Here is a 21,593-nt window from a genome sequence, read left to right as displayed (position 1 = left end):
CCGATACGACAAACTCCTCGTTAACTTCAGAGGATTCGTCATCATCGCTGCCATAACAATCTGGCTCAGATAGTTAATTCGTCACCACAGCCTAGAACCGGGTCCGCGACCTCAATTGCGCTTCAAATCTCCCCCGCCGAAGGCCCCCAGACATCGGTCATGGCAAAACCTTCCGCCATCGGGTCGAAGGGGTCGAGCGCCACCTGGCTCAGGCCGAAGGTGAAGCCGCGGCCGGTGATGGTGGGGATGATGGCGGGCTTGCCGGCGACTTCGGTCTCCGCCTGCAGGCCCACTTCGAATTCCGAACCGATGATCGAGCGGGACTTGAAGACGTCGCCGACCTTGGCCTTGCCGCGCGCATGCAGCGTCGCCAGATTGGCGGAATTGCCGGTGCCGCAGGGCGAGCGGTCGGCCCGGCCCGGCCACATGGTCGTGCAGGTGCGGATGGCGCCATCGGGGTCAATATCCCGGAACATCACATAGGCGACGCCGGAGATGGCGGGTATCTCCGGATGAACGACCGGGATCGCGCGGTTGATCAGCTCCTTCAGCACCATGCCGGCCTGCACGAGTGCGGCGGCATTCGCCTTCTCGATCGTCAGGCCGATCTGGCCGACATCGACCAGCGCGTAGAAGATGCCGCCATAGCAGAGGTCGAGCGTGATGCGCCCCCAATGCGGCGTGTCGATCGCCACATCCAGCTCATGCACGAAGGACGGGACCATGGTCAGCCGCACCTTCTCGCAGCGGCCGTCGCGGCAGGTGGCGGTCGCGCGCACCAGTCCGGCGGCGGTTTCGAGCGTCACCACCGTTTCCGGCTCCTTCATCTCGACGATGCCGGCTTCGAGCAGTGCCGTCGTCACGCAGATGGAGTTGGAACCGGAACTCGCATGCGCCTGATCCGGTTGCAGGATGATAAAGGCGGCATCGGCTTCCGGATGCTTGGCCGGCAGCAGCAGGTTAACGGAGCCGATCGGCGCCCCGCGCGGCTCCAGCACGAGGAAGCGACGCAGCTCCTGTCCCTTCGGATCGGTGTTCAGCCAATGGAGCTGCTCGGCAATGCTGTTGCCGGGGATCTTCGGCACACCGCCGATGGCGACCTTGCCGATCTCGCCTTCGCAATGAACATCCAGCAACTGGATCGTACGCTTCCATCTCATATCGATACCTCCAATCCGTCATGACGGGCGACACAACCGGCGATCAGCACAACAGGCTTTTCCATACCGGGCATGGGTATTTCCTAATAGCGATTGATGCGGAGCGGGGTCATGTCGACCGCGGGCGTCGCACCGGTCATCATATCGGCCATCAACCGCGCTGTCGTCGCCGAAAAGGTCAGGCCAAGATGGCCGTGGCCGGTGGCGTACCAGACACCGGGAATGCGCGACGACGGCGAGATGATCGGGATCGTGTCCGGCAGCGCCGGGCGATGTCCCATCCAGTCCCTGGCGTCCTCCACCTGCAATCCGGGCAGCGCCCGCTGGGCATGGCGCACCAGGACGCGGGGACGGCGGAAATCCGGCGGCGCGTCGAGGCCGGCCAGTTCGACATTGCCGCCGACGCGGATGCCGCCAGCCGTCGGCGTCACCATGAAGGCGCGGCGCGGCCAGATGACCGAATAGCGCATGGCGATGCCGGGCTTCATGATCTGCGTGTGATAGCCGCGCTCGGTCTCAAGCGGGATCGGCTCGCCGAGAGCCGAGGCGAGGAACCGCGTGCGCACGCCGGCGGCAAGAACCACATCGTCGGCTTCCAGCCGTCTCCCGTCCTCCAGCAGCACGGTAATGTCGCCATTCGCCCGGCGCTCGACGGACCGGGCGGCACCCGGCGTGAAGATTGCACCTTGAGCCCTTGCCGCCTCGACCAGTTTGAGAACGAGCTGATGGGGATTGCGGATCGATTTGTTGTCCGGCAGCAGCACGGCCTTGGCGATGGACGGCGACAAAGCCGGCTCATAGTCGCGAATCTCGGCACCGGAGAGAACCCTGTGCTCGAAGCCATAGCGCCGCATGAACTCGATATGAGCACGGTCGCCGGCGAATTCGGCTTCGGTCTCGTAGATGGCGAGACACCCCTCCTCCGTCATCAGCTCAGGCACGCCGGCAACATCGAGCATCGCCCGGAAATCGGATAGCGCATGGCGGGAAAGGCTCATGCCGGCATCTTCGATTTCCCTGAGCCGCGACGGCCGGCCGGCGGCGATGAAACGCAGGAACCAGGGCAGCATTTTCGGCGCATAGGATGGCCGGAGCCAGACCGGGCCTTCCGGGTCGAGCAGCCAGCCGGGGATCTTCGCCCAAGTGGACGGACCGGAACCGGCCGCGAAATCGAGCGCGATGCTCGCCATATTGCCGAAGGAGGCACCTTCGCCCGGCGGGTTCCTGTCGATCAGCGTCACCTGCCGGCCGCGCCGCTGCAATTCCAGGGCGATCGCCGCACCGATGATGCCGGCGCCAACGACGATGACCGTGCGCTTGTTTCCGTCCATTCCTCAAGTCCATCCGCAGCAGCGCCCGGACATCTCGTCAGGGCACGCTTCTCTGATATATCAGATCGATAATTCTGGCTATGAGGTTTTTTTGCAGGGTCCGGTTTGACCTAGATCTTTACGCATCCCGGACGGAAAACCGCTGCGCAGTTTTCCTGGAATTGCTTTATTGGCCGATCGCCGCGCCGACATTGCTGCCGGTGGTCTGCACGCTATCGCCGACCGAGCCGACGGTGTTGCCCGCCGACGCGCCGAGGCGGCGCAACTGCTCGCCGTAATTGCGGCGCGTGCGCGGATCGAAGATGGCGATCGGCGCACTGACGGCGGCGCTGGCGGCACTACCGACCGTTTGCGCCGCACCGATGGCGACGGCCCCGACCGCATCGCCGATGCCGACATCGGAATCGGTGATCGTCTGGCCCTCGATGAGCCGCCCGCCGATCAGCCTGACCACTTCCGGGCTCTCGGCGAACTTGCCGTGGTTCAGGGAATCGCCGGTCTTGAGCTGGGTGAGGTCGAGGACGGTGATGCCCTGCTTTTCCAGCTCGCTGCGATAAGGCTCGGCGGTCGGGTCGATCTGGCCAAGGCGGTCGACATTGCCGGAGATGCGGCGCGACAGCGACAGGGCCCGGTCGTCACGCGAGACGAACAGGGTAAAGTGCGGCTTGTCCTTGCCGAGCGCCGAGAATTGCTGACCGAAGACATCGACGTCGAGATCGGGCGAAGCCAGGATGACGTTCCTGATCTTCGGGGCGACGCGACCATTGCGGATCGCCATCTGCCGGAGGGCCTCGACCGCAAGCCATGTGCCCATGGAATGCGCCATCAGCGTCACGTCGCCGACGGAGGGATCGGCGGCGACACGGCGCAGCAGCTCCTCCAGCGCATCGCGGGAATAGTTGGCGCTTTCCTTGTCGTAGGCATAATCGAAGATACTGGCGCGCGACGGCCAGGTGAAGACGATCGGCGCGACATCGGCATGGGAATCATGGACGATCTGGGCGAAGCGGTAGACCGACTCCTCATAGCGATTGTTGAAGCCGTGCACAAAGATCAGCACGCGCTTGTTCCCAGGCAGATGCGACCGCAGCCAGGCGCGCCCGTCCGTCTCCGTCGGCAGGGTCTGGACGGAGGTCGTGACGAAATTCTTCAGGGGATCGCCGGGCAGCCGGCTCGGCCATTGCACCTGCCCGACCTTGCGATTGGCCTCCGGCGGGATCGAGATGGCGACGGCATCCACCTTCAGCCCTTTGCCGCGTTCGCCGGAAAACAGGATCGCCGGGTCCTGATCCGGCAGGCGGGTGGTTGCGACCAGCAGATCGACCTTGGAGGTTCCGGGAGCCGTCTTGGCGACTGGCTGCATGACGCCGATCGGACGGCCGCCGCAAGCGGTCAGGGAAAGCACGGTTACCAGGACGACAGCACGGGAAAACGCCTTTCCGTATCGGCCTGTATCGTCCATGCGCAGCATCATGCCACCCCTCTTCGGTTCCAACGTTGCCGCCACTCTAAGCATCGAAGACCATGGCGCAAGCCGCGCCTGCCCTTCTTCGGCATGTGACACGGCGCTAAATCATGGAGGCGAGGCAAAGAGGCAACGGTGGGATGACCGGTGGCGGAAGCTGTTGGGGAAAAGGCAAAAATAGAAAGAGCCCGATGCGGGAGGAGGGTGCATCGGGCTCTTGATCCGGATTGGCAACAGGGAGGAGGAGGAGCGTTGCCAATCAATGAAGGAGCGCTGGGAGGAGGAGATGCGCTGCCTTCAAGGGATTAGATATAATCGCTGGTCCGGCCTGAACAGGCCATCTTCCGCAATGCAGCAATGCAGCATCCGCATATCTTCCGGCAGCATCCGCTGAAAAAGCCGCAAATCACTCGTGATTTCGGATCTTGCTTGGGTAATTTGCCGCCATAAGAAGCAAAATCGCATGCTTCACATGATCGTGAACTACCATTATTGCAGCCCGAAATCGACACTTATCCGCTGCAGCGCATCATGACGGCACCGAGTCGGCGCCGTCAAAGATCGATTCGCTGGGGAACGAAGCCACACTCGCCTAGGCGGCGGCGAAGACCCGCTTGCCCTCGGCATCGAGCGCCGAGAACTCTTCATCCGACAGCGTGATATTCACGGCCGCCGTGTTTTCCTCGAGGTGCTTGACCTTCGACGTGCCGGGAATCGGCAGCATCACGGGGCTGCGCTTCAGCACCCATGCAAGCGCGATCTGGCTTGGGGCCGCGCCGTGCTTCCTGGCGATGATGTCGAGAAGCGAGCCTTCCTTGGCCAGATCGCCGGCGGCGAGCGGATACCAGGGAATGAAGCCGATGCCGTGCTTTGCGGAGTAATCGAGCACGTCCTCGCTGGTGCGGTCGACCAGATTGTAACGGTTCTGCACCGTCGCCACCTTGAAATGCTTCGACGCCGCCTCGATATCGGCGACCGACACTTCGCTCAGGCCGGCGTGACGGATGATCTTGTCGTCGATCAGCGACTTGATGGCATCGAACTGCTCGGCCGCCGGCACCTTGGGGTCGATACGGTGAAGCTGCCAGAGATCGATCTGCTCGACGCCGAGATTGCGCAGGCTCTTATGCGCCTGCTGGATCAGATATTCGGGGCGCCCGACCGGAATCCAGACATTGGGGCCGGTACGGGTCAGACCGCCCTTGGTGGCAATGACGACGCGGCTGCGATAGGGGTAGAGCGCTTCCTTGATCAGGCGCTCGGAGATATCGGGGCCATAGGAATCGGCCGTGTCGATGAAATCGATTCCGAGTTCCGGCAGGCGCTTGAGGGTGCGAATGGATTCGTCGTGATCTTCCGGCTCGCCCCAGATGCCGGCGCCGGTGACGCGCATGGCGCCGAAGCCGAGCCGGTTGACGCTGAGATCGCCGCCGATCTTGAACTGGCCGGATTTGGCCGCGTTTAAATCTGTCATGACTGTCATCCCTATAATATCGTTGGCATTGTTCGAAAACGATGAAGCCGGGGCGCACCTGCGCGCGCAAAGCCGGTCTTTTGCGGGGCCGAGTTGACCGCGAACGGGGTGATCGCACCTCGGCCCAACAGAGATGGGTCGGAGGGTTCGAGGATGCAATAAGCGGCAGCGCGTCTGCTGCGTTTTCTTCGGATTTGCGCCTGACCTGCTCTCGGTCAGCGAACGCCGCCACGCGGACGCACCAGCTCGCCGAGATCGGCAAGCGCCGTCCATAACTCGTCGAACATGCGGCCAGCGAATTCCCGCAGCGATATGTCCTGCCGCATCTCGCTCCAGCGCTCGCCGCCCATGCGCAACATGCCGACGACAGCCGCCGATAGCAGGCCAAGGCGGAACCGCTCAGCGTCACCGCCCCGGCTACGGGCATATAGCGCATGTGCCAGCTTCTCCTGAAGCTTGGCATATTTGAGCTGATCGCGGGCGCGCAGCACGGGCGTGTCGTGGATCAAGGCGGCGATGGCGAGGTGTTTCGGGTCCGAGATGGCGGCATTCAGCGCCGCATTGACGGCGGCTTCGATGACCTCGACGGTCGATGCCTCTTCGGGCTGGGCCGCGACGGCGTCGGTCAATTCGTCGGCAAAGCTGTCCTGCCAGGCGAAGACGACCTCTTCCTTGCTGGGAAAATAGTCGAAAAAGCTGCGCTTGGAGACATCGGCGGCCTCGGTGATGTCCTCGATCGTCGTGCCGTCGAAGCCGCGCGCGAGAAACAAGCTCAGCGCCGCCGCCTCGATGCGTTCGCGCGTCTGCCGACGCTTGCGTTCACGCCGACCTTCCTTCACGTGGCCGTCGCTCTCCGTCTCATCCGCCATGCATGCCCCCGTTATGCACCCGCTTCCGGCCGCCTCGCATCGGCCTCGCCCGCATAGGCGGCGATTGCGGCATCCTCTTTCGCGCTGCGAAAATCGGAACCGTCGACGGAGACTTCCAACGGTTTTCCACGCGAGATCCGATAGACGCCGGCCGGCGGAATGTTGCGCACGGTACCACCGATGCGCGTCGCCTTCAGGCCGAGACGGTTGAGGATCGACCGCGGTACGGGACAGCGCGGACCATAGGTGAACTGATAGAAAGCGCCATCCGGCCGCAATGTCGCAAAGGCACCGCCGACGATGGCGGCAACCTTCTCGGGCGGCATGGAAAGCAGCGGCAGACCGCTGACCACCGCCCCGAAAGGCGCCTCGGCAAACAGGCCGTATTCGCCGAGCTCGGCCGCATCCATCCGCACCACCCGCGCCTCGGGAAAGCGGCCACGCAGCTGGACCGCGAATTCCTCGCCAAACTCGATCAGCGTCAGGTCGCTTTCGGCAATGCCGCGCGCCAAAAGAGCGCGCGTGAAAACGCCGGTGCCCGGACCAAGTTCCAGAACCGGACCGCCGACAGGCTCGATCTCCTGCGTCATTAGCCTGGCCAAGCGCTCACCGGATGGCGCGATCGCGGCGACGCGCATGGGATCGCTCACCCAGGAGCGGAAGAACTGAACGAAGTCGGAGCATGTCGTCTTTGTCGTCATTCCGGGGTTCCATCTGTCGTCGGAAATATCGGGAAATATCGAATGTGGCGCGATCAGGGCATGAACAGCATGGCAATTCGAAGGCACGCCCCGTCGCGCCGCCGATATCGTCGCTATCGCAACCATAATCAAACATCATAATCAATGCATATTTTTAATTATTGCATTTTTGCATTTAATGCAAGTATTTTTCCGGCACAATCAAGCTACCCAGGCTCCGGCGGCATCACCCGCGAAAACCGAACGATACCGACGGCGGACAGAGAGCAATTGATAGGACCGAAAATGCCGTATCGGTCGCATCACGGGAATACCCCCTCCCCGTGACCGCGAGGAGGGGTTTCTCATGCCGATATTACGGGCTGACGCATTGCCGGCGCGGGCCGCTGGTCGGCTGGTAGGTGTTGTCGGATACGCGATACGAACGATAGCGGTTGGCACACCAGCGCACATGCCCGCTGCCATGGGCGGGACGGGCAGCCGCACCTCCGATGATCGCACCCGCCGTGAAGGCCGCCAGCGGATACCACCAGCCATCATGATAGCGGCGATAACCTGGACGCGCATACCGATAGCCGCGATGGCCGTGCCAATAGCCGGGGCGATGATGGGGCCGGTAGTGCGGACGGGGACGATAGTGTCGCCAGTCATGGCGATACTGCACCTCGGTCACGCCATTAGCCTGGCTGGTTGTTTGCAACGCCAATGGCTGCGGCATCGGCTGGATCGGGCCGGCGGCAGCCGGATCGATGGACGACACTGCCAACAGGGCACTCAAGGCGGTGGCAGTCACCGCTGTCAGAAGTCGCTTCACGGTCATTCTCCTCTCAACTCCCAATGACCGGAGAAAACGCGTCATGATTGAAAAAGGTTCCGCGTCACTCGACCGCTTGCGCAGGCTCGGGCGATACTATATCCATATAGATAGGAAGCCTACCTATCTATATGGACTGATGGATTGCCATGCACGACAGCAGAGATCTTCAGGAACTTGAAGAGGCCGTGGCGCTTGCCGAAGCCTTGCGTCCCGCCCTGCACCGTCTCTATCGGCAATTGCGGCGCGAAAACGATGAGCCCGGCATCTCGCCGCTGCAGGCGCTTCTTCTCGTCGCCATCCTCCAGCAGCCGGGCATCGGGGTTGCGGAGCTGGCCCGGCTGGAGAACCTGCGCGGCCCGACGATATCGGGGCACATCAAGGCGATGGAGCGCGAAGGCCTCGTCGCCCGCTCCGCTCCCGACCCGGAAGACCGACGCCGCAGCGGCCTGATCGCCACCGACAAGGGACAGGCCCTGATTCAAGGCATAAAGCGGAAGCGAACGGACTGGCTCGCTGCCGAGCTTTCGAAACTGTCGCCCGAGGCGCGCGCCGCCATCCGCGCCGCCATCGGCCCGCTTGGAGAGCTCGGACAATGACCGCAGAGGCACAGCAAACCCTCCCCCAGACGATGCCGAGCGAAAGCGAAGCGCCGGATCGCCGTGAGATCCGCGCCGTCATTCTCGGCCTGATGATCGTCCTCGGACTCGCGGCCCTCGACCAGAGCATCGTCGCCACCGCCCTGCCGCGCATCGTCAGCGATCTCGGCGGCGTCACGCACCTGTCCTGGGTGGTCAGCGCCTATGTGCTGGCCTCGACCAGCACCATGCCGCTCTACGGCAAGCTCAGCGACCAATATGGCCGCAAGCCGATGATCTACGCCGCGATCCTGATCTTCCTGCTCGGCTCGATCCTGAGCGGCATGGCGCAGACGCTGCTGCAACTCATCATCTTCCGCGCCATTCAGGGCATCGGCGCCGGCGGGCTTTTGCCGCTGGCGCAGATCATCATCGGCGATCTGGTGCCGCCGGCCAGGCGCGGCCGCAATCAAGGCTCGATCGCCGCCGTCTTCGCCGTCTGCAGCGTCATCGGTCCGATTGCCGGCGGCGTCATCACCGACCTGCTTTCGTGGCACTGGATCTTCTACGTCAACCTGCCGGTCGGCGCGGTCGCCCTCGTCATGATCGGCCGCGCGCTGAAGCGGCCGCATCAGGCGCGCAGCCGTCGCATCGATTATCTCGGCGCCGTGCTGCTGACCGGATGCACCACCAGCTTCCTGCTGGCGCTTGCACTCGGCGGCAACGAATGGGCCTGGGGTTCGCCACAGAGCCTCGGCCTTTGCGCTACAGCCCTCGTCCTCGGCATCGTCTTCGTCTTCCACATCAGGCATGAGCCGGAGCCGGTGCTGCCGCCCGCGCTCTTCCGGAGCCGCCTGTTCGTCATCGCCTGCCTCGTGCTGGCCCTGACCTTCATGGGCATGCTCGGAGCGACCCTGTTCTTCCCGTTGTTCTTCCAGATGGTGATGGGCGTCACACCCTCGCATTCCGGCTTCCTGACCGGGCCGCTGATGATCGGATTCGTCGTCTCCTCCATGCTCAACGGCCGCGTGCTGCTGCAGCGTTCCGGCCGCTACAAGCCAGCCCAGCTTTTCGGCCTCGGCCTTGCGACGGCAGCCTTTGCCGTGCTTGCCTGGGCGATTGCGACCAGCCAGGGCTTCGCCATCATCGAGCCGCCGATCTTCGCGCTCGGCCTGGGGCTCGGGCTGGTGATGCCGACCATGACGGTCGCGGTGCAGAATGCCCTCCCCTTTGCCCATCGCGGCGTCGGCACGGCGACGCTCGCCTTCTTCCGTTCGCTCGGCGGCCTGATCGGCGTCACCGGCTCGGGCGCCATCCTGGCCTATCGCGTGCAAAAGGCAACCGGCTCGTCCGGCGGGCTCGACATGTCCTCGCTGACCGAAGGCGGCTTGAAGCAGCTCGCCACCGCCTCGCCGGAAGCCCACGCAGCGGCAATCGCGCTTTATCGACACGCCATCGCCATGACTTTCGCCACTGGAACCGTCATCGTGGCCCTGGCGCTGATCGCGCTGCTGTTCCTGCCGGAAATTCCGCTGAAGACGCATCACGGCGAAGGCCCGACAATGCGCTAAGACAGCCTCGCAAGCCCCGAGCAAGTCCCTTTCCCTACAGTCGGTGTCATATCCGATGCGCCGCTATCGGGCGGGCGTCGCCAACCGTCGTTCCGGCGCGATGGCCGCCGGCACCTGCCATATTGGGAAGGACCGACCCATGGTCTCCGCATTGACCACGACCCGATTGCTCGCATCGCAAATGGCGCTGCAATTGCTGCAGACACCTGATTCCTCGCAGGATTCGAGCAGCGATCCCCTGTTGGATGACGATAGCAGCGACCTTTCCACCCTGCCGTCGCAATCGCAAGCATCGCTCACGAACATGCTGAACGGCCTGTCGGCAAATCAAACCGACAGTTCCGCCACATCGCAATCCGATCCGGACATGACCAGCAGCTCGTTCATGGATCTGCTGAAGCAGAACCTGCAGGACGCGGCCAAGAGCGAGGGCAAGAGCGGCCAAGCTCAGGCCATGCTCGATGCTCTCGACAATGGCACGCTGACGGTTTCCGATCCGACCAAAGGCATTTCGATCAAGGCATGGGATACCGATGCCGACAGCGCGCAGGGCACGACCGGTACCACCGCCGACACCATCCCGACCGCGGACTGGAACGACTTCCTGAAGGCCCATCTCGAACGCGGTGCCGATGCAACCTTCGTCAAGAACTCCGACGGCAGCTTCATCGACAAGACCACCGGCGACGAGGCCTATTTCGGCCAGGTCGGATCGCAGTACTACTATATCACCTGGCCATCGGCCGCTTCCGCCGCGAACGCAACGACCTCGGATGTGGCGGCGTCCGACGAGACCAGCGCCTGAGCCCTCTTACGACAGGGTCGGGTCCAGCTTGTCGCGCAGCCAGTCGCCGACGATGCTGATCGATAGCGTGGTCAGCATGATGACCGCCGACGGCGCCAGCATGATCCAGGGCGCGCGGGTGATATATTCGCGCCCATAGCCGACCATATTGCCGAGGCTGGTCATCGGCGGCTGCACGCCGAGGCCGAGGAACGAAAGGCTGCTTTCCATCAGAATGATTTCCGGAAAGGTCAGCGTCATCGAGACGATCAGCGTCGAGGCTATGTTCGGCAGGATATGCTTGAGATAGACGCGCGCCGGGCCGGCGCCGAGCTGCGTCACCGCCGATGCATACCCCTGCTTGCTGGCCGAGATCGCAAGACCACGGGCGATGCGGGTGTAGCGCTCCCAGCCGTAGAAGCCCATCAGGCAGATCAACAGCGGCAGCGAACTACCGAAAAAGGCAAGCACGGCGAGCGACATGATGAGGAAGGGCATGGCCGCCTGGAAATCGGCCAGCATCAGGACGACGTGTTCGACGACCCCCCGGAAATAGGCGGCGAGGAAACCGAGCAGCGTGCCGACGAAAGCCGAGATCAGCGTGGCGCCGAAGGCGATCAAAAGCGAGATGCGGATACTGTCGATCAGCCGTGAGAGCACGTCACGGCCGAGTTCGTCGGTTCCCAGGACATGCTTGGGATTGCCCGGCAGTGCCAGGCGGTTCTTGAGATCGAAGGCGGTGATGTTGAAGGGCCTGATCCAATCCGCCGATACCGCGACGACGATCATGGCCGCGATCCAGACGAGGCCGATGGCGACGAGGATGGGCAGGCCCTTCTTCCGCTTCCTGCGTTCGCCGGCAACAATGCCGGACAGGGAGATATTCGCCATCGCTCAGCCTTTCGCGGTCGTGGTCCGCAGGCGCGGATCGAGATAGCCATAGAGAATGTCGACGGTGAAATTGGACAGCACCATGCAGGCCGCCACCATCAGAAGGATGCATTGGACGACCGCCAGATCGCGGTTGGCGACGGAAACCACCAGCAAGCGCCCGACGCCCGGCCAGGAAAACAGCGATTCCACCACGACGGCGCCGGCGATCAGCGAACCGACCATGAAGCCGGCGATGGTGACGATCGGAATTGCCGCATTCGGCAAGGCATGCTGCCAGACCACCTTGCGCCACGGCATGCCCTTGGCGCTTGCCGTGCGGATATAGGGCTGGCCCAGGATCTCGATCATGGCGCTGCGCGAGAAACGGGCGAGTATGCCGATACCGCCGACGCTCATGGTGACGATCGGCAAAATGGCATGCATCCATGTGTCCTGGCCGCCGGACGGAAGCCAGTCGAGCGTCACGGCAAAGATCAGCACGAGGATGAGGCCGAGAACGAAGCTCGGCATGGTGAAGCCGATGACGGCGCCGGCCATGACCAGCCGGTCGAGCAGGCTCTCGCGATGCAGCGCCGCATAGACGCCGAGCGAAATGCCGAGGGCGAGCTTCAGGATCAGCGCCGGCACGGTCAGCTCCAGCGTCGCCGGAATGCGCTCCAAGACCAGCGCGATGGCCGACTGGCCGTCGCGCATGGATACGCCGAGATCGCCACGCGCAATGGCGCCGAAATAGCGCAGATACTGATCCCAGAGCGGCTGATCGAGACCCCAGGCGCGGCGAAACGCCTCGATGGCCTGCGGCGGCGCGTCCGGCCCCAGAATGATGACCGCCGGATCGCCGGACATGCGCAACACGATGAAGGCGAAGGTCACCACCAAAACGATGGTGATCAACGCCCGGAAGGTCTTGAAAAGCAGAAAACGGAACATCGGATCACGGGCTCGCTGAGGTCTGGGTGAAGGCGGCGCCAACGGGGGCTGCGGCAGACCCGAGGTTGGCGATGCCGGCGAGCGGATCGCCGCTGACGAGATGGCAGGCGGCCTCATGCCCGGATGCGACGACTTGCAGGGTCGGGGTCTCCTCGCGGCAACGGGCGACGGCGACGGCGCAGCGAGGATGGAAGGCGCAACCGGCGGGGCGCGCGGCCGGGTTCGGCGGCTCGCCCTGCAGCACGATGCGATCCTTGAGCGCCGTTCCCGGCACGGGCACGCTCGACACCAGCGCCCTTGTGTAGGGGTGCTGCGGGGCGCGGAAAATCTCGTCCGAGGAGGCTTCCTCGACGATCCGCCCGAGATACATCACGGCAACACGATCGGACATGTTGCGCACCACTTTCAGGTCATGGCTGATGAAGACCATGGTGATGCCGCGCGTCTCCTGCAGATCGCGCAGCAGATTGACGACCTGCGCCTGGATCGAGACATCGAGGGCCGAGACCGGTTCGTCGCAGACCAGCAATTGCGGATCGCTGGCAATGGCGCGGGCAATGACGACGCGCTGACGCTGGCCGCCGGACAATTCATGCGGATAGCTCGCCGCCTGGTCGCGGCGCAGGCCGACGGCCTGCAGCAGCGTCGCCACGCGCTCGCGGCGCTCGGCTTCCGAACCGATAGCGTGGATCGCCAGCGGCTCGCCGATCTGCGCACCGATGGTCAGGCGCCGGTCGAGGGCGGCAAGCGGGTCCTGGAAGACGAGCTGCATGCGTGCCCGGTACTTCCGCCATTCGGTCGTCTCCAAGGCGGGCATGGGCGCGCCATCAAAACGGACCTGACCGGCCGACGGCGGCTCCAGACCGAGCAGCAACCGGCCGGTGGTGGATTTGCCGGAACCGGATTCGCCGACGATGCCAAGCGTCGTCCCCGGCGCCACCGCCAGCGAAACGCCATCGACCGCATGCACGGCAGTCTGCCGGCCCAGCAGGCCATGGCGGGAGAAATAGGTCTTGCTGAGGTCGCTTGCCTCGATCATCGGCGTCATGCTCATGCGGTCGTCGCTCCCTGCCGGACCTTTGCCCGACCGGTCGCGGACGCCGGAGCAATACCGCCGATCGGGTGGAAGCAGGCGGCCGCGCGGCCATCGCCAAGCTCGGCCAGTTGCGGCAGGCTGTTGTGACAGAGCTCGGAGGTGTGGCCGCAACGTGGCGAGAAGGCGCAGCCGCCCGGCAGGCGGCCGGGCTGCGGCACCGTGCCGGGGATCGGCACCATGCGTTCGCGGCCGCCGTCGAGGCGCGGAATCGCGTCGAACAGGCCGCGCGTATAGGGGTGCCGCGGCTCGCGGAACAGCGCCTCAGTCGAACAGCGCTCCACGATGCGGCCGGCATACATGACGCAGACGCGCTCGCAGACCTGCGACACCGCGCCGAGGTCGTGACTGATGAAGACGATGGCCATGCCGGTCTCGGCGCGAATGGAGATCAGCAGATCGAGGATCTGCGCCTGAATGGTGGCATCGAGCGCGGTGGTCGGCTCGTCGGCCACCAGCAGATCGGGATTGCCCGACAGGGCCATGGCAATCATCAGCCGCTGGTTCTGGCCGCCCGAAAATTCATGCGGGAAATTGTCGAAACGCCTGACGGCATCGGGAATGCCGACCAGCTCCATCAGCCGGATCGCCTCGAAGCGCGCCGCCTTGCCCTTCAGCCCCTGATGCAGCTCGACGGTTTCGGCAATCTGCCGGCCGACGCGGATGACCGGATTGAGCGAGCTGGACGGGTCCTGAAAGATCATGGCGATGCGGCTGCCGCGCACGCTTTCCAACGCGGCACGCGAAGCGCCGACAAGCTGCCGGTCACCCAGACGGACGCTGCCGCCGACCGTCGCCTTGCCCGGCAAAAGGCCGAGCGCGGCGAGCCAGGTCACCGACTTGCCGCAACCGGATTCGCCGACGAGACCGACGGCCTCGCCCTTGTCGATCGTCAGGTCGATGCCGTGCAGGACTCGCGTGCCGTCGAAGGCGACGGTCAGATCGGAAATTTCCACCAGGGACATTGCTGCCTCCTTCGTCCGCATGAACGAATGGAAACGGGCCGGAGATGCGGCTCCGGCCCGTTTCGTCGGATCAGGCCCAGTTGCCCGGACGGAAATCCATCGCGAAGGCCGAGGCGGCCTTCCACTTCAGCGCCTTCGGCTTTGCAGTGAACACGGCGTTCTGGTGCAGAACCGTATAGGCCGGGTCCTCGCGCTCGCAGATCTGAAGCATGCGGGCAAAGGCATCGTGGCGCTTGGCGCGGTCGGTGCTGGTTTCGAGGAAGGTCGAGAGCGTGTTCATCTCGGCATTGGTCCATTCGCCGACCTGCTGCTGCTGGCCGTTCGGACCATGATTGGCGATGATGGAGGAGACCGGATCGTTGAAGCTCGCGGTGCTCGACCAGTCGCGGACGGCGCGTGTCGGGGTCTTTTCGAGGATCGCCTGCCAGTTTTCCTTGATGGCGATCTCGACGTTGAGGCCGGCCTGGTTCCACATCTCCACCAGGACCTGCGCCGTTGCCGTCTGGTTGATGTAGTAGTTGTCGAGCAGGCGATAGGGGATGGGATCGCCCTTGTAGTTGGCTTCCTTCAGAAGCTGCCGCGCCAGCTCCGGATTGTACTCCGGCACGGACCAGCCCTTAACGAACATGTCGCCATAGAAATCCCATTGCAGGCCGGCGGGGACGACGGTGCGGCCGGACCAGAGCGATTCAACGATCGCCTGACGGTCGATGGCGTGGGTGAAGGCGCGGCGGATGCGGGGATCGACAAGCTGCGGATGGTTCTTGTCGAAGACGGTCTCGCGGTGATTGGGGATGATGCCGCCCTGAACTTCGAAAGCGGCATTCTTCTCGATGCCGGCGATCTGGTCCGGCGGGATATCGCAGGCGAACTGATATTCGCCCGACAGCAGGCCGTTGATGCGCGAGGCGACTTCCGGAACCTCGACGAAGCGGATCTGCTTCAACGGCGGGCGGCCACCCCAATAATCATCATGGGCGACATAGATCAGATAGGTGTCCGGCTTGAATTCGGCGACGCGGTAAGGTCCGGTGGTGACCGGCGCGCGGGCCCAGTCGAGATAGCTCTTGGCGTCTTCCCAGCCGCGGCGGCTGGCGATGGCGCTGGCGGCGACCGACAGGCGGCCCTCCATGGTGACGTCGGACGAACCGTTGATGAAACGGACCGTATACTTGTCGACAATCTCGATACCCTGCAGGGCCGGCCAGATGCGGCGGGCGGTCGCCGGCACCTCCGGCGGCAGGTCCTTGCCTTGGTTGCGGATCGGATTGGTTTCGTTGATGTAGATGGTCTTGCCGGTGTTCGGCTGGCTGTCGCCGAACATGCGCTCCTTGCTGAAGGAGAAGGCGACGTCTTCGGCGGTCAGCTCCGCGCCGTTGTGGAACTTGACGCCCTGACGCAGTTTCAATTCGACGGTCTTGTCGTCGATGCGGCGCCATTCGGTGGCAAGTTCCGGCCGGGCCGTGAGACCGCCCAGCCAGTTGAGGCCGATCAGGCTTTCCCACAGCGACGAATTGAAGATGCGCTGGCCGACATTCGACTGCTCGCGCAGCGTATCCAGCGTGTTGGTGTTGGAGATCTTCTGCACGGCGATGGTGATCGACGGGCGGTTGTCGGCCTGTGCGATCGAGAAGCGGGGCAGGATCAGCGAACCGGCGGCGGCCGTCGCCATACCGAGTGCGCCACGACGGGTAAGATTGACCATGAAAAACACCTCCTGAAAATCGAGTGTCGGTTGTCGCTATCGATCGCGTTCGGTCAGGCCCGCGGGGCCGGAGCGGTAATGGGTCAGCGTCCTGTCGGCATGCTTGAGCCGCCAGGACAGGGCCTTCTGCGCATAGTCGCGCACGCGCGCCGCATAGGCGGGATCGGCCGCGAGATTGACGAATTCGTTGGGGTCGCGCTCGAGATCGAAAAAGAGCGGCGGCAGGGCGGCGAAATGGACGTATTTGTAACGCTCGTCCTGAACGACGCAGAGGCTGCTGTCGTTCTGATCCAGACCCAGAACCGCCTGTGGCTCGGAATAGAACACGTCGCGGAAATCATATTCGTAATGCAGTTCCGTGCGCCAATCGTCGGGACGCCGGCCGGCGAGGAACGGCAGCAGCGTTTCGCCGTCGCAGGCACGCGGAATGTCGCCGCCGAGCCAATCGAGAATGGTCGGCATGACGTCTATGCTCTCGGTGAAGGCCGTCTCGATCGCGCCGGGACGCGCGTTCGGACCGGCATCCTTGATGACGAGCGGAATGCGGAAGCTCTGCTCGTTGTAGCCGATCTTGCCGAGAAGATGATGATCGCCGAGCTGCTCGCCGTGATCGCTGGTGAAGATGATCAGCGTGTCGTCCCACTGGCCGGTGTCGTCCAGATAGGCAAAGACCTGGCCGAGACAATCGTCGATTTCGCTGATCAGTCCGCAATAGGTAGCGCGCATCTGGCGGATATCGGCCTCGTCCAGCGTCGCGCCCGACCCTTCGGCGCCCTGGAAGAAGGCGCCGCGGCGGATGCTGTCGATATAGAATTTCATCAGCGGATGCTGCGCCGCTTCCGTCTCGGGGCTCGCGGCGCGGATCGGCGCCGGCATGTCTTCCGGGCGATACATCCTGTGATAGGGCGCGGAAGCGACGAAGGGCGGATGCGGGCGATAATAGCCGAGATGCAGGAAGAACGGCTTGCCGGCGCGGCCCTTGAGATAGGTCAGCGCCCGCTCGGTGAAATAGGTGGAATCGGAATATTCATGGGGAATGCGCGAGGGGCGATCGGTGGCGCCCTTCACGGCATCCTCGCCTTCCGGCAGCCAGATGTCGGGACGGTGCTCGGGCAGATCGAAGCCCTGCTGCGCCACCCAGCCGAAATAACCCTCCATGTTCGGCTCGAAGGCGCCGACCGAATGGAAGCCGTCCATCATGTCGCCGAGCGCGAGGAAGCGCGGGTCGTTCAGCGACGTCGTGCGCGGGTCCGGCACGGTGGTAGTGTAACCGACCAGCGCGGGATCGTAACCGACGCCGCGCAGCGCCTTGGCCAGGTTGAAATGCCTGCTGTCGAGCGGCACCGTGTTCTGCACCGCGCGGTGGTTCATCAGATAGAGGCCGGTCAGAAGGCTGGCGCGGGCCGGGCCGCACGGCACGCAGGTCGTGACATGGTTGCGGAAGGTCACACCCTCGCGGCAAAGCCGGTCGAGATTCGGCGTCTTCAGAAACGCCTCGCGGCCATCGGCGCGCAAAAGATGCGGAATGAAATCAGCCCGCCACTGGTCGACGACGATCAGGAGTACGTTCTTGCGCTTCATGGACAGCCTCATGTGTTAGGGAGGCTGTTTGCGGTGCGATTATTTCAGGCGCATGAACCTAATTTCAAACTTCCATGACGCGCTTGTGGCGCCGGGCCAAGATACGCAATCAAAAGTGGAATTCCGATGGTTCCGACGATCGGAAACGCCCGTCCACCAGGCCGCCATGCCGTTGCCTCCGAAGCGCTGCCCAACGGCGTGCGTGGACATGGATTATCGTCGTTCTTCGCTCGCGATCACGGATTTGACGAGATCGCAGCGCTCGGCAAAACGCGCGTCCGGTACGATTTCCTCAAGAGAATAGTTCGCATAGGCGGCGAAGCTCTGCTCTATGAAGCTTTCCAGCGAGAGCAGCTTATATTCCTTGTGCGGCTTGAACATATAGGAGCCTTCCACTCCCAGGGTTTCCGCCACCTCGGGATAGACCGGAAAGCAGGCGCCGACCATGATCGTGTCGGCCGGCACGATATCGGTTTGATTCGTCTCGATGCCGCATTGCTGCAAGAAGACATGCGCGATGTCGTGAATGGGGCGGGCCTTGGAATGGTCGATGCCATACATGAAGCTTTCGCGCCGCGACCAGGCTCGGAACGGGATGGAGATGTCGAGACCATAGGCGGCAAAGCCTTCCAGGAGCCGTTTCCGCTCGCCTTCCCAGCGAGAGAAAAAGCCGCATCGCTCGAATATATCGCGTCGAAACAGGGTTCGCGTTTTCTCCAGGCCCAGGCCCAGTTGGTAAGCCGCCAATATGATCATCGACTGGTAGGCACCGATCGGACCGTTGAGGAGCTGTCTTCGCGCCGTTACGAAGCAAACGTCGGGATGATAGGCATCGAATTGGATGGATGGGATTCGGCTCAGTTTTCTCGCCGTCGAAAAATCATGGAATCCATGTTCGATCTGGGGATGGATGACGACCCGATCATAGGTCGGAATGGTCTCGGAGAATTTTTCGGGATTCGCGCGCAGCGTCCAGACATCGGCGTGATCGATCCTGATGTCATTGCTGAGCAGTCGCATCGAGTTCGCAAGGCCGAGCGTTTGGGCATTCGAAATGATCAACCACGCTTCCAAGGCAAACTCCAACGATATTCAACTGGCAGACAGGTTTCGACAGGCGCTGGACGATGCCTTGAGGGCCGCTCCGACGAGACCGGCCTTGCCGCATTCGGCCTCAAGGGCGCACCATGTCGATCTCTCGTTCGTCGCAAACCACATTCTGGTATTCGACGTCGGGCACAGGCAGCATGGTCGCCTTGGCAACGGGCTCATCGCTGGGCTGTGACACGTAGTTTCTCACGAAACACCGCATCACATGCGCCACACCGAGATGGTTGACCTCACGATAGTCGTCCTCGTAGTAGAGCCCGCCGGCATAGCTGCCGGTGATGATCTCGTAGGAGGGGAAATAGTCGACCCAGTCGAAGCGCGACAGCATCTGCTCCGCGACCACGCGTAGAACGGCCTTGCTGTAGGTGGTCGAAACCAGGACATTCCTGTTCTCGTAAGTCGCCACCAGAGGGACCGGCGAAACGGTGAGAAGCACCTTTACGCCGGGATTGACCTCCTTCAGCTTCGTCAGGAACAGCGACATATGACGATCGACTTCCTCGACGGTGAAGTTGACGAATTCGTATTGCGACGGGTCAAACGATCCGGCAGTAACGCCGGGTGCCAGCGGAAAGACGGAACCATCCGCCTTCGATCTCCACGATTCCGTCAGGCCTAGCGTGAAAACCAGCACATCGGAATCGAGAAAGACCGATCGCACGGCTTCGAGATGCGCGCGACGCGCCTCGATGACGGCGTCGATCGTATCGTACCCGTCCGGCTCGATCTGGGGGCGGTAAGGATCGACGAACTTGCCGTCCTTGCGCAGCCAGGCCCGCTCGGCGGGCACACGATCCTCGAAGACCTCTTCGAAAAGCTGAAGCAGCTGCCGGGCAGTATAGATGTTGCCGTAGCGCGCGGAGAAGACGCCGAAATTGCGCTTGGATCGCTCGGCATCGGACAGGTCCGCGCCCTTTTCGGTGATGAAATAACGAAAGCCGATGCGCTGGATCTGCCGCGAGATATGCTGCGCAAAGCAGCTGCCGGCGGTTGCGACCTTGACGTCCTTGTCGATCTTGAACCGCGGATTGACGATCGGATCGAACAAATGCGTTTCCACGCGAGCAACGGACCGCCGCCACAACTGATAATCATTGATCGTGGAATATGGGTTGCTCATGCATCTGCCTCCACTATGACCTGCTTTACGCGGTTGAAACGGGCTCGAAAGCCGGGCTCGACGGTGATCTCGTCGGCCCGGTGCTGCGAATAGGTCTCGAAGCTGAGCTCGATGAATTTTTCCAGCGAGATCAGCCTGTATTCGCCCGGAAGCTTGAACATGTAGGAACCGCCGACCCCGAAGAGTTCGCCTATCTCCGGATAGACCGGAAGGCACGCGCCATCCACGATCGTGTCGAAAGGCACGAGGTCCGTCTTGTTGATCTCGACGCCGCGGTTCTTGAGAAAGATGCGGGCAATGTCGAAGATGGGACGGGCCTTTGGATGCCCTAGGCTATGCATGAAGGCCTCGCCCCGCGCCCAACGCCTGAAGGGATTAGAGATATCCATTCCAAAGGCGGCAAAACTGGAAATGAGCCGGTCGCGCGCAGGCTCCCAGCGCGAGAAGAAACCACATTGTTCGAAGACGTCGCGGCGAAAGAGTTTTCGCGTTTTCTCGATGCTGAAACCCGATTGGAAAGCCGAAAGAACGATCATCGACTGGCTGGCCGCCAAGGGTTTGTAAAAACGCTCCCCGTTGACACCAGCGAAACAAAAATCCGGATGATAAGCATCGAATTCCACGTTGGGAATCTTGTTCAGATTCCGTACCGACGCGAAATTGTAGTCCGACAGTTCGACCTCGGGATTGATGATGACCCTGTCATAGGTCGGAATCTTGTCGCGGTAGTCTTCAATACTCCGGCGAAAATGCCATACGTTTACGCAATCGAGATCAAAGCTGTTGCTCAGCAATTGCAGTGAACGTGAAAGTCCATATGTATTGCAGTTGGAAATCAACAACCAACGCTCCACGGCACGCCCCCTAAAGCACGGATAGATCGCCAGTGAACTCGCCGCGTCATGGGACGGATTTCGAATGAACAGCCCCTTGCTCATTCGAAAAAAGCGATTTTATCACTGACCGAAAACCTCCACAGAAATGGAGATTGCTTCACTTCATATTGGAATGATGGCCCTTGGTTCCGCCAATGAGACTCTCCTGCGCTCTTTAGGTTCAGCGCGAAGTAAACTTATTATATTAGCGCAATACCATACAGATAACGGCGCGCCCGATCTGCTCGCGTCACAGCAACGCCGTGCTTTCTATTTTGCTCGCCTGTAACGGCGCGCTAAATGCTTGAAAAAATAGATCCCGAAGAGCGGAGAACCCCGCACGCGCCGTATCGGCGAGCTTCATGTCGCTCATCGAAGCTTCAAGACGGCTTCGGAAACATAGGCCGGGAACGCCTCAGAAGACCGAGAACGCTTAGCGCCGAAGCTTGAAGTAACGTTTTGATTCGCAAGGAGAAAATGGCGCACCCGAAGAGATTCGAACTCCTGACCCCCAGATTCGTAGTCTGGTGCTCTATCCAGCTGAGCTACGGGTGCGTGGCCGAAACGGAAGAA

At 62.5% G+C, this 21,593-nt stretch carries 20 protein-coding genes and 1 tRNA gene; 3 read left to right on the top strand and 18 right to left on the bottom strand.

Annotated elements, in window-relative coordinates; all coding sequences use genetic code 11:
• Positions 1–122: 122 nt before the first annotated feature.
• The 7 genes from FHX11_RS26120 to FHX11_RS26090 form a co-directional block, all read right to left on the bottom strand.
• The gene (locus FHX11_RS26120; protein WP_184363060.1) at positions 123–1,160 is read right to left on the bottom strand and encodes a 4-hydroxyproline epimerase; all 1,038 of its coding nucleotides are present in this window, start codon (positions 1,158–1,160) and stop codon (positions 123–125) included.
• Between the two features lie 83 nt (positions 1,161–1,243).
• Positions 1,244–2,491 carry an FAD-dependent oxidoreductase gene (locus tag FHX11_RS26115; RefSeq protein WP_184363058.1) on the bottom strand — a complete coding sequence of 416 codons (1,248 nt, stop codon included), beginning with the start codon at positions 2,489–2,491 and terminating at the stop codon, positions 1,244–1,246.
• Positions 2,492–2,657: 166 nt separating this feature from the next.
• Positions 2,658–3,962, bottom strand: coding sequence for an alpha/beta hydrolase (locus FHX11_RS26110; RefSeq protein WP_246781148.1), 1,305 nt, complete (start codon positions 3,960–3,962; stop codon positions 2,658–2,660).
• Positions 3,963–4,548: 586 nt separating this feature from the next.
• Positions 4,549–5,430 (bottom strand): aldo/keto reductase, encoded by an 882-nt coding sequence (locus FHX11_RS26105; protein WP_184363053.1) that lies wholly within the window; start codon positions 5,428–5,430, stop codon positions 4,549–4,551.
• 215 nt (positions 5,431–5,645) lie between these two features.
• A complete protein-coding gene (locus FHX11_RS26100; RefSeq protein ID WP_184363050.1) occupies positions 5,646–6,299 on the bottom strand; it encodes a TetR family transcriptional regulator in 654 nt (217 codons plus the stop codon).
• 11 nt (positions 6,300–6,310) lie between these two features.
• Positions 6,311–7,000 (bottom strand): methyltransferase domain-containing protein, encoded by a 690-nt coding sequence (locus tag FHX11_RS26095; RefSeq protein ID WP_184363047.1) that lies wholly within the window; start codon positions 6,998–7,000, stop codon positions 6,311–6,313.
• Between the two features lie 355 nt (positions 7,001–7,355).
• Entirely contained in the window at positions 7,356–7,820 is a 465-nt protein-coding gene (locus FHX11_RS26090; RefSeq protein WP_184363044.1) for a BA14K family protein, read from the bottom strand.
• Between the two features lie 143 nt (positions 7,821–7,963).
• Between FHX11_RS26090 and FHX11_RS26085 the strand changes: the two genes are divergently transcribed.
• Genes FHX11_RS26085 through FHX11_RS26075 form a run of 3 tightly spaced genes read left to right on the top strand, consistent with a single transcriptional unit; the run spans position 7,964 to position 10,768 of the window.
• Positions 7,964–8,413, top strand: a complete 450-nt coding sequence (locus tag FHX11_RS26085) for a MarR family transcriptional regulator (RefSeq protein ID WP_184363041.1) — start codon at positions 7,964–7,966, stop codon at positions 8,411–8,413.
• Complete coding sequence (locus tag FHX11_RS26080) at positions 8,410–9,963, top strand: MDR family MFS transporter (RefSeq protein WP_210292589.1); 1,554 nt, start codon at positions 8,410–8,412, stop codon at positions 9,961–9,963. Before FHX11_RS26085 ends, FHX11_RS26080 begins: the two co-directional genes overlap by 4 nt.
• 55 nt (positions 9,964–10,018) lie before the next feature.
• Positions 10,019–10,768, top strand: coding sequence for a hypothetical protein (locus FHX11_RS26075; protein ID WP_246781146.1), 750 nt, complete (start codon positions 10,019–10,021; stop codon positions 10,766–10,768).
• A gap of 6 nt (positions 10,769–10,774) precedes the next feature.
• Here FHX11_RS26075 and FHX11_RS26070 read toward each other — a convergent pair whose 3' ends face one another.
• The 11 genes from FHX11_RS26070 to FHX11_RS26025 form a co-directional block, all read right to left on the bottom strand.
• On the bottom strand, positions 10,775–11,638 hold the full coding sequence (locus tag FHX11_RS26070; protein ID WP_184363039.1) for an ABC transporter permease: 864 nt from the start codon (positions 11,636–11,638) through the stop codon (positions 10,775–10,777).
• Positions 11,639–11,641: 3 nt separating this feature from the next.
• The gene (locus FHX11_RS26065; RefSeq protein WP_184363036.1) at positions 11,642–12,571 is read right to left on the bottom strand and encodes an ABC transporter permease; all 930 of its coding nucleotides are present in this window, start codon (positions 12,569–12,571) and stop codon (positions 11,642–11,644) included.
• Positions 12,572–12,575: 4 nt separating this feature from the next.
• Positions 12,576–13,619: an ABC transporter ATP-binding protein gene (locus tag FHX11_RS26060; protein WP_184363095.1), complete on the bottom strand. Its 1,044-nt coding sequence runs from the start codon at positions 13,617–13,619 to the stop codon at positions 12,576–12,578.
• A 2-nt stretch (positions 13,620–13,621) separates the two neighbouring features.
• A complete protein-coding gene (locus FHX11_RS26055) occupies positions 13,622–14,629 on the bottom strand; it encodes an ABC transporter ATP-binding protein (protein ID WP_184363033.1) in 1,008 nt (335 codons plus the stop codon).
• A gap of 70 nt (positions 14,630–14,699) precedes the next feature.
• On the bottom strand, positions 14,700–16,334 hold the full coding sequence (locus FHX11_RS26050; RefSeq protein ID WP_184363030.1) for an ABC transporter substrate-binding protein: 1,635 nt from the start codon (positions 16,332–16,334) through the stop codon (positions 14,700–14,702).
• Between the two features lie 36 nt (positions 16,335–16,370).
• The gene (gene pehA, locus FHX11_RS26045; RefSeq protein ID WP_184363027.1) at positions 16,371–17,915 is read right to left on the bottom strand and encodes a phosphoric/sulfuric ester hydrolase PehA; all 1,545 of its coding nucleotides are present in this window, start codon (positions 17,913–17,915) and stop codon (positions 16,371–16,373) included.
• 213 nt (positions 17,916–18,128) lie between these two features.
• Positions 18,129–18,977 carry a WcbI family polysaccharide biosynthesis putative acetyltransferase gene (locus FHX11_RS26040; protein WP_348649733.1) on the bottom strand — a complete coding sequence of 283 codons (849 nt, stop codon included), beginning with the start codon at positions 18,975–18,977 and terminating at the stop codon, positions 18,129–18,131.
• Positions 18,978–19,089: 112 nt separating this feature from the next.
• Positions 19,090–20,145 (bottom strand): GSCFA domain-containing protein, encoded by a 1,056-nt coding sequence (locus tag FHX11_RS26035; RefSeq protein ID WP_184363024.1) that lies wholly within the window; start codon positions 20,143–20,145, stop codon positions 19,090–19,092.
• On the bottom strand, positions 20,142–20,999 hold the full coding sequence (locus FHX11_RS26030) for a WcbI family polysaccharide biosynthesis putative acetyltransferase (RefSeq protein WP_348649735.1): 858 nt from the start codon (positions 20,997–20,999) through the stop codon (positions 20,142–20,144). Before FHX11_RS26030 ends, FHX11_RS26035 begins: the two co-directional genes overlap by 4 nt.
• A 271-nt stretch (positions 21,000–21,270) precedes the next feature.
• The gene (locus FHX11_RS30095) at positions 21,271–21,393 is read right to left on the bottom strand and encodes a hypothetical protein (RefSeq protein ID WP_281411640.1); all 123 of its coding nucleotides are present in this window, start codon (positions 21,391–21,393) and stop codon (positions 21,271–21,273) included.
• Positions 21,394–21,498: 105 nt separating this feature from the next.
• Positions 21,499–21,575: transfer RNA gene (locus FHX11_RS26025), tRNA-Arg, on the bottom strand.
• Between the last annotated feature and the right edge of the window lie 18 nt (positions 21,576–21,593).

This window comes from Rhizobium sp. BK602, from assembly GCF_014195095.1.
Taxonomy (GTDB): Bacteria; Pseudomonadota; Alphaproteobacteria; order Rhizobiales; family Rhizobiaceae; genus Rhizobium.
This window is presented reverse-complemented; position numbering and strand designations above follow the sequence as displayed.

Bases quoted from the DNA above. Each gene is read 5' to 3' on its own strand.
- FHX11_RS26050 (WP_184363030.1), bottom strand. From the start codon at position 16,334: ATGGTCAATCTTACCCGTCGTGGCGCACTCGGTATGGCGACGGCCGCC.
- pehA (WP_184363027.1), bottom strand. From the start codon at position 17,915: ATGAAGCGCAAGAACGTACTCCTGATCGTCGTCGACCAGTGGCGGGCT.
- FHX11_RS26095 (WP_184363047.1), bottom strand. From the start codon at position 7,000: ATGACGACAAAGACGACATGCTCCGACTTCGTTCAGTTCTTCCGCTCC.
- FHX11_RS26080 (WP_210292589.1), top strand. From the start codon at position 8,410: ATGACCGCAGAGGCACAGCAAACCCTCCCCCAGACGATGCCGAGCGAA.
- FHX11_RS26065 (WP_184363036.1), bottom strand. From the start codon at position 12,571: ATGTTCCGTTTTCTGCTTTTCAAGACCTTCCGGGCGTTGATCACCATC.
- FHX11_RS26090 (WP_184363044.1), bottom strand. From the start codon at position 7,820: ATGACCGTGAAGCGACTTCTGACAGCGGTGACTGCCACCGCCTTGAGT.
- FHX11_RS30095 (WP_281411640.1), bottom strand. From the start codon at position 21,393: ATGAGCGACATGAAGCTCGCCGATACGGCGCGTGCGGGGTTCTCCGCT.
- FHX11_RS26120 (WP_184363060.1), bottom strand. From the start codon at position 1,160: ATGAGATGGAAGCGTACGATCCAGTTGCTGGATGTTCATTGCGAAGGC.
- FHX11_RS26070 (WP_184363039.1), bottom strand. From the start codon at position 11,638: ATGGCGAATATCTCCCTGTCCGGCATTGTTGCCGGCGAACGCAGGAAG.
- FHX11_RS26075 (WP_246781146.1), top strand. From the start codon at position 10,019: ATGCGCCGCTATCGGGCGGGCGTCGCCAACCGTCGTTCCGGCGCGATG.
- FHX11_RS26085 (WP_184363041.1), top strand. From the start codon at position 7,964: ATGCACGACAGCAGAGATCTTCAGGAACTTGAAGAGGCCGTGGCGCTT.
- FHX11_RS26115 (WP_184363058.1), bottom strand. From the start codon at position 2,491: ATGGACGGAAACAAGCGCACGGTCATCGTCGTTGGCGCCGGCATCATC.
- FHX11_RS26110 (WP_246781148.1), bottom strand. From the start codon at position 3,962: ATGCTGCGCATGGACGATACAGGCCGATACGGAAAGGCGTTTTCCCGT.
- FHX11_RS26035 (WP_184363024.1), bottom strand. From the start codon at position 20,145: ATGAGCAACCCATATTCCACGATCAATGATTATCAGTTGTGGCGGCGG.
- FHX11_RS26100 (WP_184363050.1), bottom strand. From the start codon at position 6,299: ATGGCGGATGAGACGGAGAGCGACGGCCACGTGAAGGAAGGTCGGCGT.
- FHX11_RS26060 (WP_184363095.1), bottom strand. From the start codon at position 13,619: ATGACGCCGATGATCGAGGCAAGCGACCTCAGCAAGACCTATTTCTCC.
- FHX11_RS26105 (WP_184363053.1), bottom strand. From the start codon at position 5,430: ATGACAGATTTAAACGCGGCCAAATCCGGCCAGTTCAAGATCGGCGGC.
- FHX11_RS26055 (WP_184363033.1), bottom strand. From the start codon at position 14,629: ATGTCCCTGGTGGAAATTTCCGATCTGACCGTCGCCTTCGACGGCACG.